The following is a 14,775-nucleotide window of genomic DNA, read 5'->3' as shown; positions in this document are numbered from 1 at the left end:
GGGGCATGCCCGACGACGATCTGAACACTGCCACGAACATCGCCGCCACCCTCATCGCGGTGGTCGTCTCCCTGGCCCTGGCCTTCGTCCTGGCGACCGTGATCGCCGGGGTGGTGCGCCGGGTCGGGCGGAGCAACGCCTTGGTGAGCGACCTGTCCCTGCGTCTGCGGCGACCCCTGCGGGGTCTGCTCATGGTCGCCGCGGTCTGGACCGCGGTGCGGATCGTCACCGACCCGGGGGTGGGCTGGCTGCCGGCGGTCGAGCACCTGCTGCTCATCCTGTTCATCCTCATGGGCGCCTGGTTCGTGGGTGCGCTGGCCTTCGTCGTCGAGGACAGCGTGCTCAAGCGGTTCCGCACGGACGTCCCGGACAACCGGCACGCCCGGCGGGTCCGTACCCAGATCTCGGTGCTGCGCCGGCTCACCGTCGCGATCATCGTGGTGCTCGCGCTGGCCGGGGTGCTGCTGACCTTCCCGCAGGCGCGCGCTGCCGGAGCCAGCCTGCTGGCCTCCGCGGGCCTCATCTCGATCGTCGCCGGCCTCGCCGCCCAGACGTCCCTGGCGAACGTGTTCGCCGGGATGCAGATCGCCTTCACCGACGCGATCCGGGTCGGGGACATCGTCGTGCTGGAGGACGAGTGGGGCCGGATCGAGGAGATCACCATGACGTACGTCGTGGTCCACCTCTGGGACGACCGTCGGCTCATCATGCCGTGCACGTACTTCACGACGACCCCGTTCCAGAACTGGACCCGGCGGTCGACCGACCTGCTCGGCACGGTCGAGCTCGACCTCGACTGGGACGTGCCGCTCGCGGCGATGCGCGCCGAGCTCAAGCGCCTGCTCGAGGTGAGCACGCTGTGGGACAAGCGGGTGGGCATCTTGCAGGTGACCGACGCGACCGGCGGGTTCGTCCAGGTCCGCGCGATGGCCAGCGCGGCCGATGCCGGAACCCTGTTCGACCTGCGCTGCTACGTCCGTGAGGGACTTGTCGACTGGCTGCACCGCTCCGCTCCCCAGGGTGTGCCCCGGACCCGTCTGATGCGCGGGGTGCCCGACGTCGAGCTCTTGCCCCCCGCCGACGAGACCGAGGACGGCGCGCCCGTCTCGGCCGCGCCCGGCCCGGTCAAGTCCAGCCCGGTCAAGCCCGGTGCCGGCCAGCCCGAAGCTGCGAAGCCCGGAGTCAAGGAGCCCGGCCGCACGGCGGGGAACGCCGCGCCCAGCACGACGCACAACCCGGCGGCCGCCCCCTCGCTCCCGAACCGGGTGCCCGTGCGCACCCGTCCCGGGGTCCGCATGCGCCTCTCCGAGCCCGGGCGGGGCGTCTTCCCCGAACCTCGGGAGGAGCAGACCGTTCTTCTGCCGGTCGTCCGACCGAGCGAGGAGACGATGGTGTTCGCGCCGGTGGAGGGCCTGTTCACCGGCAGCTCGGAGGCTGAGGAGCGGTCCCGGGCGTTCTCCGGCCCCGGTCAGGAGGCCATCGACGAGCGGGAGCGGACCGCCCAGAAGCAGGAGAACGACGACGACCAGCCCGACCGTCCGCGGGTGACCGGGGAGAGCGGAGACAGCGAAGGGCCCTGAGGCTCATCCGTGCCGGGTGTGGCCCTGGCCCGCGGCGAGGGCGGAGGTGATCTGCTCGCCCCACCGGCCGTGGTTGTCGACGACGAAGCAGAACTCGTTGTCCTCCAGGTCCCGCATGACGACGTAGCCGTCGCCGTCGGTGAGGACAGGCTCGCCCACCTGCGACCCACCCAGGGCGAGAGCCTGCGCGATGGCCGCCGCGGCGTCGGGCACGAGGATGTCGAGGTGGAGGCGGTTCTTCGGCGAGGCCTTGGGCTCAGGGACACGCTGGAAGGCGAGCAGGAGCGGGTCGGCCTCCACGACCGCCCAGCCGTCGTCGAGCACCGCCCACCGGGCGTCGAGCAGCGCGCCCCAGAACACGGCGAGCTGGGTGACGTCGGCGCAGTCGACGACGATCTCTTGGAGGCGCACGCGGGAGGTCATGGAGCGAGCCTACGACTGAGGCCGGGTGACCCGCAGGTCACCCGGCCTCAGCCGTCGTGCAGTGCGCTACACCGGGGCTACACCCGCGCCCCACGGTGCCTGCGCGAGGCCACGACCGCGCTCGCGCCCGCGGTCAGCAGCGTGAGCGCCAGGCCGGCCACGAGGAGCAGGCCGGCCGTGCCGGTCGTCGCCAGGTTCCCGGACGAGTTGGCCTGCGCCGTGCGGGGGGTGCCCGGTGCGGAGCCGGTCGCCGTGCCGGTCGCCGTGCCGGGGGACCAGGCACCCGGAGCCGCTGTGCCGCCTGAGCCGGGGAGCCCTGTCCCGGGGGTGACCGGCAGAGTCGGCGGATCGGTGGGGACGACCGGCCCCGCGGTCACGGTGAGCAGCTGGACGGGGGACCGGTCGACCGCGCCGAACGGGTCGGTCGTCGTGACGTACCAGCCGTGCAGACCCGCACCGGGGATCTCCCAGCGGGTGGTCAGCGTGGTGCCGCTGGCCACGTCGGCGAAGGACCCGATGGCGCGGGTCGTGAGGATCTCGGCGGTGAAGGAGTCCGTGCCGAGGGACTTCGTCTGGGGCACGAGGTTGAGGTCCGCGTAGTCCATGGTGAACTCCTGGTGCTCGACCTCGAGCGAGGGGTCGGTGGAGTTGAACTGGTCGAGGTAGGGCGAGTACGTCCGCGACGTGATCGTCTGGCTCACGTTGTCGAAGTGCATCAGGCGCAGGAACGCCTGGCCGCCCTCGGGCAGGCCCTGGTAGTCGAAGAGGATCTGGTGCACGTTGCGGTCAGGGGTCCCGTCCCCGTCGTCGTCGAAGGCGTCCACGCGCGTGAACGCGTCGTGGTAGTGCCCGGAGAAGACCATGATGACGTTCGGGTTGGTCGCCACGACCTCGTCGTACATGCGCTGCGGGACCTCACCGAGGCCGCCCGTGGTGAGCATGTACTCGTGCAGGTTGATGACGGCCTTGCGCTCGGGGTACTGGGCGAGGACCTCGTTCATCCAGGCGATCTCCTCGTCACCGGGAGCCCAGCCCATGTAGAGCATGATGAAGTCGAGACCGCCGGCGGTGATGAGGTCATAGTGACCGCGGTTGTCCTGGTAGGACCCGCCGTACCAGGGGTTCGACGCGAAGCGGCTCTCCCCGAAGTACGTCGAGTACGGCCCGTAGTCGACGTCCTTGTGGCCGACGTCGTGGTTGCCGGCGAGCACCCCGTAGGGCAGCTGGGCGTCGTCGAGCATGGTGTAGGCGGCCGTGGCGTTCTCCCACTGGCGCTGCTCGGTGTGGTTGTCGACGATGTCACCGGTGTGGAACACGTACTGCAGGTTCATCGCCTCCCGGTTGGCCAGGAAGTAGTCGTGGATGTCGAGCTGACGGTCGTAGTAGGCGTCGTTGTAGTACTGCGTGTCCGACTCCCAGCCGAGCGTGAAGTCGTACTCCGACCGCGGGGTGTCCATCCCACCGGTCGCCAGCGCGACCGGTCCGGTCCGGGGGGACTGGTCGGCGCCCGCGAAGCCCTCGGAGTGCTGGACGAGCACCTGGATGACGCCGTCCGTGGCGTGCCCGGCGGCCGGGACGGTACCGCCGAGGGTGAACTCGGTCGCGCCCTCCCCGATGGTCACGTGCCGGTCAAGCTCCTGCCAGGTCCCGGTCGTGGTGTCCAGGACGTAGAGCAGCACCTTCGCGCCGGGGTTCGCCGTGCCGGACCAGCTCACGCGGGCCGCGGCGTCCTCGCCGGCCCCCTCCGGGACGGTGACGTCGAAGACCTGGTAGGGGAAGGCGTCCTCGGAGGTCACCGTGGCGTCGATACCGTCGGCGGTGGTCATCCGGGCGAGGTCGTCACCGCTGAGCAGGGTGCGGCCGGTGCGGTCGAGGCCGTCCGCCACGCGGGTGGTGCCCGAGTAGCTGGCCACCGCCGCGTCCGTGGGACTCAAGCGGTAGCCCTCGTTGAAGGACACGTCGAGGCGGTCACCGCTCGGGTCCGTGACGGTCGCCGTCAGGTCCACGCCCGGCCCCGCGACGGTCGCCGAGTCGCCCGGTGCGAACGCGCCCGACGACGGTGCCTCCACCGGGGTGGAGAAGGTCACCGTGTGCGTCGTGGTGTTCCCGGCGGTGTCCGTGGCGGTGGCGGTGAAGACGTGCGTGCCCGGCTGCAGGGTGAGGGAGGACGTCTGAAGGGGCAGGGTCACCACGTCCTCGTCCAGGGTCGCGGTGAGGGAGGCGACACCCGAGCCCGGGTCGGTCGCGGTGGCGTCGACGGTGAAGGGCCCCTGGTAGTCCGTGCCCTCCACGAGCGGGCTGGTGATGACCGGTGAGGTGTTGTCCACGACGACCCGGCGGGTGACCTCGTCGACGCCGGTGCTCGCCCGGACCGTGTGGTCGCCGTCGGCGACCGCCCGGGTGTCCCAGCTCGCGGAGCGAGCGGTGAACGCGTCGTCGGGCAGGGTGAAGACGGCATCGACGAAGTCGAGCTTGCCGGCGCTGTCGCCCATGTTGAGGACCGTGGCCGGGTCGGTGTACCCAGCCGGGCGCAGGGTGCGTCCGTCGGGGAGGATCAGGCGGAGGTTCTTGATCTGGAAGTCGTCGTTGTTCTCGTTGAGGTCGATCTCCGGCGCCGCCTTGGTGCCCGCGTAGACGCTGAGGGTGAGCGCCTGCCCCTGGGTCACGGAGGTCAGGGGGACGGGGGTGGAGATGGTGTCGAATCCGGAGTAGATGCCGTCGTCGAAGATGCGCAGGACGTCCGTGCCGATGAGCACGCCGTTCTTGAAGAACGTGTCGACCCCACCGGCCTCGAAGGCGAAGACCGGAGCCGTCTCCAGCGCGGTCTGCGTGGTGAGGGGCGTGCCGTCGATGTCGAGGGTGACCGGGGAGGGGTAGGCGTCGCTGGCGCCGGAGATCGTCGCCGTCCCGGCGAGGATCTGCCCGTCGGTGACGTTGAGACGCACGGGCGAGGTGTCGACGCCCTCGGCGGCGGCGCGGCGGGTGGGGGTCGTGGTGGAGCTCGTGCCGTCGGAGGCGACGAGGTAGTACTCGAACCAGCGCTTGCCGGTGAGGTCGGCGGCGCTGACGGTGTGGAGGTAGCCGTCCGCGGCGTCGGCGGTGAGGTTGATCGGCTGGAAGTCGGCGTCCGAGCTGCCCTTGAGGAACAGCGTGACCGAGCGGGTCAGGACGTCGTCGGTCACCGTCGCGTCGACCGTGAACGTCTCGGTGAGGGAGAACGTCGCGAGGGTCTGGTCGGTGATCGTGGGGGCGGAGGTGTCGGCCGGGACGACGACGGGCGTCGTGGGGACCTGCCCGGGGGTGACGGTGCCCGGCGTCGGCGTCGCCGACCCGGTGAGCTGCTGGCGGGCGGGTGCGGCTGGGTCGTGGGCGTACTGCAGGCCCTTGCCGGCCGCCACGTCCTTGGTGCCACCGAGGTTGTAGTAGGCGGTGTTCAGGCTGACCCCGGTGCGGGTGGTGATCTCCAGCCCACGCGGGCTGCCGTTGGCCATGCCGCCGGAGTACACCTCGACGAGGTCCGTGCCGAGGGTCAGCGACGTGCCGAAGACGGCATTGAAGTCAGCCGCGGTCAGGGCGTTGTTGGGACCGTTCTTGATCCACAGGACGAGGCTCTCGCCGGGGGCGATCACCGGGTCCGTCGGGGTGGAGAGCCAGTCGACGACCGAGGAGTTGGTGAGGTCCTCGAGCGGGTAGAGGTAGCGCAGCACGTAGTCGGCGAAGCTGATCGGGCGGTCTGTGGGGTTGTGGACCTCGACGAACTCGTAGCCGTCCGAGCCGCCGACGTTGATCGAGTCCGGGAGGGCCTCGGTGATCATCAGCGGGGGTGTGCCGGCGGCTGGGGTGGGCGTGGTCGTGGGGTCGGTGGTCGGGTCGGTGGTGGGATCGGTTGTCGGGTCGGTCGTGGGGTCCGCGGTGGGGTCCGTCGTGGGGTCACCGGTGCCCGGGTCGGTGGGGTCGGTGGGCGCGACGAGCGCCTCCGGGAGGACGACACCTGGGCTGGGGACCCCGGTGGCGGTCAGCACGTCGAGGCCGCGGGCCGACGTCGTGCCTGGCAGCTTGAAGTGCGCGGACCGCGCGACGGCGACCGAGCCGGACGGGTAGAAGGACCAGCTGATCGCCGAGGAGTCCGCGGCGACCAGGCGGATCCCGCGCTCGCCGCCGTTGGCCAGACCCGCCTGACCGGTGACGCGCACGATCGGGTAGGTGCCCACCGGCTGACCGGTCTCGGCGGCGTAGAAGCTGCGGAAGTCGTCCTCGGTCTTGGCCGCGGTGTTGACGGTGGTCGTGGAGTAGTCGACCCAGAACACCACGGGCTGACCGGCGGGGACGACCGTGCCGGCCGGGACGGTGAGCGGCACGTCCTTGGCCCGGTCGTCGGAGCTGACGAAGGTGTACGCCAGCGTCACCCCGGCGGCCGACAGGTCGATGTCCGCGCCAGAGGTGTTCGCGACCTCGAAGAACTCGAAGTTGTCGTAGCCGGTGTTGTCCGGGGCGATCTCGGTGACGACCAGCGGCCACGGGGACGGGGTGGGGGCAGCGGGTGCCGCGGTCGCGGTCGCTGCCAGGAGACCGCAGCCGAGGGCGACGACCGTCATGGTCGCCACCCCTGGCATCGTCGCCCGTGGGAGGTGGAGTGGCACGGAGGGGACCTTCTCTCGGTTCGAAGCGTGGATGCGGTGAACCTATGAGAGGCGGATGACGCTGTGGTGGCCGAGCGGTGAATGGGGAGAAGCCTGCGGGTGATGTCGGCGCGCTCCTCACCAGGAACGATGCGCGCCGGCAGGAGGGCGAGCACGGGGGCGAGCCCGGGGGGCGTCGGTGCCACGCGCAGGCTCCGGGATATGCTCGACGGGCTGGTGCCGCCTCTGCAAGGCTCCATGTCTTCCCGAACACTGGAGCGTTGCCCCGTGGCACGAATCGTCGAACCTGTCGCTGTCCCCGTCCGCAAGCTCGACGCCGTCGTCGGTGACGGCGCGCTCATCGGCTGGGATGAAGGCGGCGTCGAGCACACCGCCCGCTGGCGGACCGCCAACGACGTGCCCGCCCCCAGCCGGATGATCGTCATCGAGGACCACTACACCGCCAAAGAGGCCTACCGCGACGCCTCCCAGGGCGTCGCCCTGCTGTGGCGCGGCGACTTCCAGAACGCCCGCCAGCTCCTCGAGGCCATCGAACGACGCACCGAGTCAGCCGAGGGAGCGACCGGCGGCACGACGGCGGAGGCGTTCTACCGCTACCGCCAGGCACGCGCGCACCGCGCCCGGATCCTCAGCATGCTCCTCATCCCGATCGACGCGGGCGGGGCTGTGCCGCTGCGCCGCCCGCCCGAGATCCACGAGGCGCTCACCGGCGCCTACGGCGCCCTCGACGAACCGTCTCTGGTGTCGTTGCGTGAGGTGATCGGGGCGATCGGGGCCAACGAATGGCGTCGCAAGGGGATCCACGTCGACGCCCTCGACGCGAGCATCCACCCGCACTACGGTGCGTTCTTCCCGGTGCGTAGCGAGTACGTCGACCTCGTCGCGCAGGCTCCGCTGCCCGCGACCGACCTCGCCTTCGACATCGGCACCGGGACCGGCGTGCTCGCCGCGGTGCTCGCCAAGCGGGGCGTCGCACGGGTCGTGGCGACCGACAGTGAGGAGCGGGCCGTGGTCTGCGCCCGCGAGAACCTCACCCGGCTGGGCCTGGACGGCCAGGTCGAGGTCGAGCTCATCGACATGTTCCCGCCCGGGCGCGCCTCCCTCGTGGTGTGCAACCCGCCGTGGGTCCCGGCGACGTCGCGCACGCTCATGGACAACGCGGTCTACGACCCCAAGAGCCGCATGCTGCTGCGCTTCCTCGGCGGCCTGGCCATGCACCTCGAGCCCGACGGCGAAGGCTGGCTCGTCCTCTCCGACCTCGCCGAGCACCTCGGCCTGCGCACCCGTGAGTGGCTGCTGGGCGCGATCGAGAGCGCGGGCCTGGTGGTTCTGGAGCGTCACGACATCCGGCCGACGCACCCCCGCGTGGGCGACGCCAGCGATCCGCTGCACGCCGCGCGGGTCAAGGAGACCACGTCGCTGTGGCGCCTGGCCGTGATGTCCGGCAAGGCCTGACCCGCGAACGAGTCAGGGCCTGACCCGCGAACGGGTCAGGCCCTGTGTGTCAGGCCTTGCTGGGAGTCGGGCTCTGCTCAGGCCTCGAGCGAACGGCGACGGCGGACCACGAGGCCAGCTCCGAGGAGCGTGAGGCCCCCGGCGATGACGGAGAGCGGAAGCGTCGCCGAGCCGGTGATCGCGAGCTCGGTGCGGGCGGGAGGCGGGGTCACCGCCGCCTCGACCCCCTGGACCGGGGGGACGACCGTGGGTGTGGGTGTGGGTGTGGGTGTGGGCGTCGGGACGACCGTGTCGCAGACCGGAGCGGTGATCGTGTTGTTGTCCAGGGTGACGGCCGCCGTCTGCGCGAGGGCACGACCCTCAAGATCGGCCCCGGTCTCCAGGGCGATCGCGGTCGAGGCCATGATCGTGCCGACGAAGGAGCTGTTGGTGCCCAGGGTCGCGGAGCTGGCGACCTGCCAGTAGACCGAGCACGTGGGGGCCGCATTGAGGAAGACGACGGCGCTGTCCGCGCTGGTGATGAGTGCCTCGTTGATCTGGAAGATGAAGACCGCGGCGGGGTCGCCCTGGGTGTCCAGGGTAAGGGTCCCGGTCAGCTGGGCGCTGGGCATCCGGTAGACGCCCGGAGTCAACGTCATCCCGCCGAGCTCGACCGCGAGCGTGTCGGAGAAGGGGCGGCCGGCGGCGTCGATGTACGCGGCCGTGAGTGCCGTCTTCGCACCGAGAGCAGCGGCGTCGCCGAAGTGGACCTCACCGCCGACGGTGCCAGGCGGGAAGCCGGTCGCAGCCGACCCTGGGTGGACGCCGAGGCTCTGGCCCAGGAACGAGGGCCCGGTGTTCGTCACGGTCGAGCCTGCCAGGACGGAGTAGCCCGACGCCGTCCCCAGATCCACCGGAGGGGCGGCCGCATAGGCGACCGACGGGTGCACCACGCCGCCCAGAGCGACGAGTGCAGTGAGGGCGCAGATCGACAGACCGGCGCTGGTCTGGAGTGATCGTCGTACTGGACGCATGGGAGACCTCAAGTCGTGCTCGGCGACCGGTGCCTCGGCGGACACGCCCGGTCGAAAGAAAGAGGCGGAGGATGATAACCGCCACAGCAAGTAGAGCATGGACTTCGTGGTTCTCCCCGCGCCCTCCTGGCCGATGAGGGTCGTCGTCGAGCGACCAGATGCCGAACAAGCCCCTCTATGCCCCGCTGACCTGGACGAACATCACAGAATGGGGGCGGGGAGAGGGTGTCGGAGCGGCCGATAATCGACGCGGCGATTCGGGCGCGTCGTGGGTGTTTGCGGCGCCCGCGGCGCCGAGGTCGTATCGTCGTGGCAGCGGACCGGCCACTCTCACCTCGCTCGGGAGACACCATGGAGAAGTACGACGTCAAGATCGCCCGCAAGGAGCTCTACTCCCCGTCGTCGAAGGACTTCACCCACGTCGAGGTGCCCGAGCTCCGCTACCTCGCGGTCGACGGTCATGGCGACCCCAACACCGCCCCCGCCCACGCCGAGGCGATCGAGGCGCTCTACGCCGTCGCCTACACGCTGAAGTTCGAGAGCAAGAAGACCCTCGGGCGGGACTCCGTCGTGGCCCCGCTGGAGGGGCTGTGGCGAGCCGCCGACATGGCGGCGTTCGTCACCCGGGACAAGGCCGCGTGGGACTGGACCATGATGATCAACCAGCCCGACTGGTACACCCAGGAGATGGTCGCGGCGGCGATCACGACGGCAGGGGCGAAGAAGAGCCTGCCTGCGCTGGACCGCTTGTCATTGATCACGCTGGAGGAAGGGACATCGGTGCAGATCCTGCACATCGGGTCCTACGACGACGAGGCGCCGACCCTGGACCGGCTGCACCACGAGTACCTGCCCGCCCACGGCCTGACGTTCAACGGGGACCACCACGAGATCTATCTCAGCGACCCCCGTCGCACGGCACCGGCCAAGCTCAAGACGATCCTGCGGCAGCCGGTGAGGGCTCTCTGACGTCGGTGGGCACGGTGGCGAGGACGTGCAGTGGGCCTTCGTCCGGCGTCGGGACCTCGAAGCCGTCGAAGTACGCCTCGGCGACCGCCCTCGGAAGCACCAGCTCGTTCGGCCCGTTGTTCTCCCGGGCCGCCAGCCGGGCGAGCACGACCTCCCGCGGGGTCGGGAGGTAGTAGGTCTCGGGCACGACGCCGAAGGGGGCCAGCAGGCGTCGGTAGTCGTCGCGCACCGCGCGGGACCAGAAAGCGAAGTCGAGGACGACGTCGGTGCCCCCCGCCACCAGGTCGATGAGCCGGGACCGGAGCCTGGCGCGAACCTGCTCGGCGACGTCCTCCGGCAGCGGGTGCGCACGGTGGCCGTCGCGCCACGCCTCCTCGTCGATGGACAGGCGCGTGAAGCCCGCGGCCTCGAGGCGGAGCGACGCCGTGGTCTTGCCGGAGCCGGCGGGGCCGCACATGAAGATCACCTGGGGCATGCAGGTGATGCTAGCTGGTGGAGATCGACCAAGCCGCCTAGCTCGCCTGCTCGATGAAAGATTGAGGCTACAAGAGTCCGCCCCCCAATGGGGATGTGACCTACCTGTCAATAGCATGGTTTCCTGGGAGATCTGAACGTCACCGCAGAGGAGCGATTTGCGATGTGAATCTTTGGGAGGAAATCTCAGGATTCGGAGGCCTCGCATCTCGCACCGGAGTGCCTGCCAAAATCCGGAAACACACGCAGACCAGCAGCGAAATTGGCCCGACTTGCTCCTCTTCGGAACTCGATCTGGATTCAGATGCTCCCGCAACGACCGAGTTCGCATCTGACCTGCGAAGTAACTAGGGAGGCTCGGCCCAATCCAGCGACGCACATCGAGACGGTCACCACAGGCCGCATCTCCTGTTCTTGCGGATGGTCTGCACCACCGCCAGATCTCGGCCGTCGGCGACGTTGTGCGTCCGGAACGTGCCGGGACCGTCGCATGAGTGGCGTTTTGCGATGCGCCTCGCCAAGAGCGCCGCTCAGGATTGTTCCCCGCGACGAGCTCGATTCATGCGAGCAACTCCACCAGTTCTGCTCCGGTGCGTGGATTGTGGGGTCCCTTGAGTTGGGGCTTAAGGCCTATCGCAGGCTGGTGAACTGGTCCGATTGGTCAGATGCACACCGGGCTCCTACGCCCCTGACCGCCCCTTCTGGCTCGCGGCTCCGCACTCTCGACAGGAATATCATGAGCGGCTCACTGACTACGCCGAGTTCTTCGGTCCCCGCGACGGCCGGACGCAGCCGAGGTATTGCGAGGGTCAACGACCTTCCTATCCGGACGAAGATCATGTCGATCATCGTGCTGCTCGCACTTGCCGCCGCGGGGGTGAGCGCGCTCGCGATCGCGTCGATGCGATCGATCACGGCAGACACGAAGACGCTGGTCACGATGCAGAGTGATGTGCTGGCGAACGTGAGCATCGTGCAGAGGGACCAGGTGTTCGCGCGGCTCATCGTCGCCCAGGTCGCTGCGGCTACTGATGAGACTGCCTATCCCGCTTGGTTGACGCAGCAGACCGCGAACGACGCCCAGCTCGCGTCGACGATGGAGGCGCTCGTCGCCGCTGGCGCTGACGAGTACCCGGCGTGGGCGTCGTTCGCGACCAACCTAGCGGCCTGGATGACGTTCCGGGACGCTGAGCTGATGCCGGCCGCCCAGGCCAACATCCCGGGGCAGTACGAAGGCCTCATTGCCGACAAGAGCGTGCCGCTTGTCGCCGGCTACGAGGACGATCTCGAGGCGTTGCAGGAGCAGCTCAACGGAGCTGCTGCCGAGATCTCGACCGGTGCGGCAGACAATTCATCATCGTCGATCCAGGTAGTGATCACCGTGCTGGTCGCGGCATTGGTCGCCGTGCTCGCTCTCGCGCTGGTCATGACGTCCGCGATCCGCAAGGGGATCGATCAGATGAAGGCCGCACTCGCGGCGATGGCGACCGGGGACCTGACCGTGAGTGCCGTTGTCCGTAGCCGCGACGAGCTCGGCCAGATGGCCGCGACGTTGACCACAGCGCAGGCCTCGTTGCGGACCACGCTGTCCGGGGTCGGCGAGACCGCGCAGACCGTCGCTGCTGCGGCGGAAGAGCTGTCGGCGGCGAACACGCAGGTCGCTGCCGGGTCGGAGGAGACCAGCGTGCAGGCCGGGGTCGTCGCCGCGGCCTCGGAGCAGGTCTCGCGAAACGTGCAGACCGTTGCAGCCGGGGCGGAACAGATGGGCGCCTCGATCCGGGAGATCGCCGAGAACGCCAACGAGGCCGCGAAGGTCGCGACCCGTGCAACCGGGGTTGTGGCATCGACGAGCGAGAAGATCTCCAAGCTCGGCGTCAGCAGCCAGGAGATCGGCAACGTCGTCAAGCAGATCACGTCCATCGCAGAACAGACCAACCTGCTCGCCCTGAACGCGACCATCGAGGCGGCCCGAGCGGGAGAGGCGGGCAAGGGTTTTGCCGTCGTCGCCGGGGAGGTCAAGGACCTCGCGCGGGAGACCGCGAAGGCGACCGAGGAGATCACCCGCCGCGTCGAGACGATCCAGGTCGACACCACCGGTGCCGTCGCCGCGATCGCCGAGATCTCCGCGATCATCGCCTCGATCAACGACTACCAGCTCACCATCGCCTCCGCAGTCGAGGAGCAGACGGCCACCACGAACGAGATGTCCCGGTCTGTGACCGAAGCTGCTACCGGGTCCGGTGAGATCGCCGGGAACATCGCGGGCGTCGCCACCGGCGCCGCCTCCTCCAGCGAGGTCCTGGTGCAGATGGGCGCCTCGGTCGACGACCTCGCGCGGATGTCCGCCGACCTGCGCGAACGCCTCCTCGCGTTCTCGTACTAGACCACCCCGACCGCCAGAGTTCGAATGCACCAGGAGATCCGATGGAGCAAGACATCGCCGTGGAGACGAGCGCCGCGCAGATGACCACTGACGTGATCGATGCGGCTGCCGCAGAGTCTGAGGCCCAACGGCTCAGCTCCGAAGCGTCGATTCGTGTCGATGTGGATCTGCTGGATGCGCTGATGCGTCAGGTCGGGGAGCTGGTGCTGTCGCGCAACCAGATCTCCCGGCTCGCCGCCGGCGCCGCCGGCGACGAGCTCTTGCGCGCATCGCAGCGCCTGAGCCTGATCGCGTCCGAGCTGCAGGAGGGCGTGATGAAGACGCGCATGCAGCCTATCGATCACGTGTGGGCGAAGATGCCGCGGATCGTGCGCGACCTCGCCGCGACGCGCGGGCGCGAGGTACGCCTGGACATGGTCGGTGGCGACACCGAGCTCGACCGGACCCTGTTGGAGGCGGTCAAGGACCCGCTGGCGCACCTGGTGCGTAACGCGATCGACCATGGCATCGAGGCGCCGAAGGACCGCATCGCGGCCGGCAAGCCGGCGCTGGGCGTCCTGACGCTGCGCGCGTACCACGCAGGTGGACAGGTGTTCGTCGAGGTCGCCGATGACGGCGCTGAGGTCGACCCCGGTCGGCTCGCCGCGAAGGCCATCGAACGCGGGCTTCGCACCGAGGCGCAGATCGCGGCGATGACGGCGCCTGACCTGCTGCAGCTGCTGTTCCTGCCGGCCTTCTCGACCGCGGAGGTCGTGAGGAACGTGTCCGGCCGCGGCGTCGGCATGAACGGGGTGCGCACCAAGATCGAGGCGATCGGCGGCACCGTCGAGGTCGAGTCCTCGCCCGGGCGCGGCACGGTGTGGCGCCTACGCATCCCGTTGACGCTGGCGATCATGCCCGCTCTGACGGTCGAGTCCGCGGGTGAGCTCTACGCGATCCCGCAGGTGAGCCTGCTCGAGTTGGTCGCGCTGGACGGGCAGAAGGCTGGCACCGCGATCGAGTACGTGAACTCGGCGCCGGTGTACCGGCTGCGCGGGAGCCTGCTCCCGCTCGTCGGCCTGCGCGATGTGCTGGAGTTCGGCCAGGACTGCGCGGTGGCGGCCACGGCCGTCATCGCGGTGCTTCAGTCCGACACCCAGCGGTTCGGGCTGATTGTGGACCGGGTGCTGAACACCGAGGAGATCGTGGTCAAGCCGCTGTCGGCGCGGTTGAAGTCGATCGGCACCTACACGGGCGCGACCCTGCTCGGGGATGGCCGCGTCTCGCTCATCCTCGACGTCCAGGCCATCGCGCGTCGCTGCTTGGCCGCCGAGCTGCCCGACGCCGACCGCGCCGCGAGGGCCGCGTCGGCGGTTGCTGCCCGGCCGGCAGAGCAGGTGCTCGTGGCAGGGATCGGGGGCGGCCGCCGGGTCGCCATCCCGTTGGCCGCGGTCACGCGCCTAGAGCGTTTGCGGCACGATCTCGTCGAGCACGTCGGCGGCCGCGAAGTCGTGCAGTACCGCGGCGCGATCGTCCCGCTCGTGCGTCTGGACCGCCTGCTCGGCGGGATGATCGATTTGGCAAGCGAGGACCTGTTCGTGGTCGTGTACACGCGCGGCACGCGCAGCGTCGCGATCGTGGTCGACCAGATCTTCGACATCGTCGACGAGAACAGCGCCCGGCACTCCACGGTCGACGACCTCGGCCTGGTCGGCTCGACCGTGTTGCAGGACCGTGTCACCGGACTGCTCGACGTCACCCAGGCCGTCATGGCCGCCGACCCGACATTCTTCACCGACGCCCTGCCCGGGGCCGCGGAGCCGGTTCGCTCCGAGTTCGACGCTCTCGTAGGAGTTTGA

General features: G+C 69.8%; 9 protein-coding genes. 5 read left to right on the top strand and 4 right to left on the bottom strand.

All coding sequences use genetic code 11. The features are described 5' to 3' along the window. Window positions 1-5: 5 nt before the first annotated feature. The gene (locus tag ACWA15_RS16760) at window positions 6-1,580 is read left to right on the top strand and encodes a mechanosensitive ion channel family protein (RefSeq protein ID WP_464056661.1); all 1,575 of its coding nucleotides are present in this window, start codon (window positions 6-8) and stop codon (window positions 1,578-1,580) included. A gap of 3 nt (window positions 1,581-1,583) precedes the next feature. Here ACWA15_RS16760 and ACWA15_RS16755 read toward each other — a convergent pair whose 3' ends face one another. Next, window positions 1,584-2,003 (bottom strand): VOC family protein, encoded by a 420-nt coding sequence (locus tag ACWA15_RS16755; RefSeq protein WP_464056660.1) that lies wholly within the window; start codon window positions 2,001-2,003, stop codon window positions 1,584-1,586. 77 nt (window positions 2,004-2,080) lie between these two features. Further along, window positions 2,081-6,598 carry a lamin tail domain-containing metallophosphoesterase family protein gene (locus tag ACWA15_RS16750; RefSeq protein WP_464059549.1) on the bottom strand — a complete coding sequence of 1,506 codons (4,518 nt, stop codon included), beginning with the start codon at window positions 6,596-6,598 and terminating at the stop codon, window positions 2,081-2,083. A gap of 312 nt (window positions 6,599-6,910) precedes the next feature. Between ACWA15_RS16750 and ACWA15_RS16745 the strand changes: the two genes are divergently transcribed. Next, the gene (locus ACWA15_RS16745; RefSeq protein ID WP_464056659.1) at window positions 6,911-8,098 is read left to right on the top strand and encodes a methyltransferase; all 1,188 of its coding nucleotides are present in this window, start codon (window positions 6,911-6,913) and stop codon (window positions 8,096-8,098) included. 77 nt (window positions 8,099-8,175) lie between these two features. Here the strand turns inward: ACWA15_RS16745 and ACWA15_RS16740 are convergent, their stop codons facing one another. Continuing rightward, window positions 8,176-9,111 (bottom strand): ice-binding family protein, encoded by a 936-nt coding sequence (locus tag ACWA15_RS16740; protein ID WP_464056658.1) that lies wholly within the window; start codon window positions 9,109-9,111, stop codon window positions 8,176-8,178. A gap of 351 nt (window positions 9,112-9,462) precedes the next feature. Here ACWA15_RS16740 and ACWA15_RS16735 point away from each other — a divergent pair, with 351 nt between their 5' ends. Next, window positions 9,463-10,080 carry a GyrI-like domain-containing protein gene (locus ACWA15_RS16735; protein ID WP_464056657.1) on the top strand — a complete coding sequence of 206 codons (618 nt, stop codon included), beginning with the start codon at window positions 9,463-9,465 and terminating at the stop codon, window positions 10,078-10,080. On the opposite strand, the gene ACWA15_RS16730 is transcribed toward ACWA15_RS16735, so the two are convergent. Continuing rightward, the gene (locus ACWA15_RS16730) at window positions 10,043-10,555 is read right to left on the bottom strand and encodes a P-loop nucleotide/nucleoside kinase family protein (RefSeq protein WP_464056656.1); all 513 of its coding nucleotides are present in this window, start codon (window positions 10,553-10,555) and stop codon (window positions 10,043-10,045) included. The genes ACWA15_RS16735 and ACWA15_RS16730 overlap by 38 nt on opposite strands. A 735-nt stretch (window positions 10,556-11,290) precedes the next feature. On the opposite strand from ACWA15_RS16730, the gene ACWA15_RS16725 reads away from it, so the two are divergent. Next, window positions 11,291-12,937, top strand: coding sequence for a methyl-accepting chemotaxis protein (locus ACWA15_RS16725; RefSeq protein WP_464056655.1), 1,647 nt, complete (start codon window positions 11,291-11,293; stop codon window positions 12,935-12,937). A 41-nt stretch (window positions 12,938-12,978) separates the two neighbouring features. Further along, window positions 12,979-14,775, top strand: a complete 1,797-nt coding sequence (locus ACWA15_RS16720; RefSeq protein ID WP_464056653.1) for a chemotaxis protein CheA — start codon at window positions 12,979-12,981, stop codon at window positions 14,773-14,775.

This window comes from Sanguibacter sp. TS_SC_8, assembly GCF_055361235.1.
Note: the sequence above shows the minus strand (reverse complement) of the source record. Positions and strands in the feature narration are given on the sequence as shown.